The sequence below is a fragment of the Actinomadura sp. NPDC048032 genome (assembly GCF_040653175.1).
Classification (GTDB): domain Bacteria; phylum Actinomycetota; class Actinomycetes; order Streptosporangiales; family Streptosporangiaceae; genus Spirillospora; species Spirillospora verrucosospora.
In genome coordinates this window covers 1-1,625 of the sequence record NZ_JBEZJP010000777.1, presented here as the reverse complement: position 1 = coordinate 1,625, position 1,625 = coordinate 1, and the positions used below count along the sequence as shown (strand labels likewise).

The window sequence follows — 1,625 nt, the reverse complement described above, 5'->3', positions numbered from 1 at the left end:
GCGGCCGCCCGCCCCGGCGCGCCGGGCATGCGGCCTGTCCCGTCCGGTCCCGCCGCGCCGCGTCGCACGGCCACCACCTACCAACCAGCACCAGGCTACAAGATCATCATTCGCCTGGACTGCTGCAGGCTAGCCGCCTATACAGAATCTGAGCCCTACGGTAGTTAGCTCTCGTGGAGGTGCGCTTAGGGGTATTGCCCACAAGTGCGCCGCTCTTATGCAGCCAGACTAGGACATACGTTCGACTAAGAGGACGTTCCTCCCTGCCTCCGCAGCTGCATCTAGCTGAGTGCTATCACCCACAGAGGTCTGAGAGGGCTCCTGTCGGACTCCAGCCTGCAGACAGCTACCTGATGTGCGATCCTAGTAGCCACCCCGTGTCAGGAATGGGAGCCGAGATGCCTCGCGAGATCCACCCCTTGGAGACGCTTACAAGAGATGACACACAGGCATGGGTTAAACAACGCGTGATCAACGTAATCAAGAGCTATCACCATGCAACGGACGTCATCGCGGAGCCGATTCAAAATGCAGTAGACGAGGTACTTTCGGCTGAGACCTTGCAAGGCGACGGCGAAGTAACAATTATCTTGGATACAGATGAGAACCGGATATCTGTTCGAGACAACGGTCGCGGCATTTCAAGTGAAGAGATCGAAAAGTGGCTTGCCCCAGATGTTGGAAGCAAGCGGGCCGATTTCCTCGCGGGTCTTGTAAGGGGGCATAAGGGGGTAGGGCTCACATTTTTGGCGTACGGGTTTAATTTCTTCGAGATTGAAAGTCGAACCTCGGCTGAACATTACGTTGTCCGCCTAGAACATGGGCGCTCCTGGGTTGAGGACCCGGATAATAATGTCCCTCCTGTCGGGCACCTTACTGAAGTTAAGAACGGCGGACGCCTGGTAGGCACCGGAACGATCGTCACGGTGGGGTTGAGTCCCCAGACCGAACCGCGCAGTCTTCGACGCGCGTTCCCCAGCCTTGATTATTCTATTACCGCGATACGAAATCAGACTGCCGCCGGCCTCGTGGAGCCACCTGAAGTCACCAAAAGAAGAATCCTTCGGGTCGCCCTCGAATATAAGGCGCTGGCTAAGACCCAAACCGTAGAGATCTCACCTTCATATCGCTATCCTCACATGGATCTCACCCAAGGGATAAGAGTTCTCGACCTCGGACAATGGCTGAAAAATAATAGAAACTCCGAGCCTCAGGCGAAGGATAAAGGTGCCTACCATGCCTGCTACTGGACATTTTCGCCAGAGGGCATAAAAGAATTGATCGGCTCACGGGTCGGGGAACAACTCGCCGCCCCCGAGGAAGTAGATCAATTTATCGAAAATCACCAGATCCATGTATACGTCCTGTTCTCGTATAGTGCTATGTACAGAGATCAGCTCGGGACGAATTGGAATATTCCAAAAAACCGCAAATTGCTTCACTATCCGAGACTTCGCGTAGCCACCGATGGAATGATCTCGTCATGGACACGAGATATTACACTTACCCATCGCGGTTTCAATGTAGACCGGACATGGCTTATTTACAGTCTGCGAGGCATCGAGCCGGACCACGGTCGACAGGACCTTCTGGGCGGGGACGGTCGCGTCCCATGGCTCGTTCGG

1 protein-coding gene is annotated in these 1,625 nt (G+C 55.1%); it reads left to right on the top strand.

What is annotated here, in order from left to right; translation table 11 throughout:
* Positions 1-398: 398 nt before the first annotated feature.
* Positions 399-1,625, top strand: a 1,227-nt coding sequence (locus tag AB0C69_RS42130) for an ATP-binding protein (RefSeq protein ID WP_360362522.1), incomplete at its 3' end; no start/stop codon positions are given.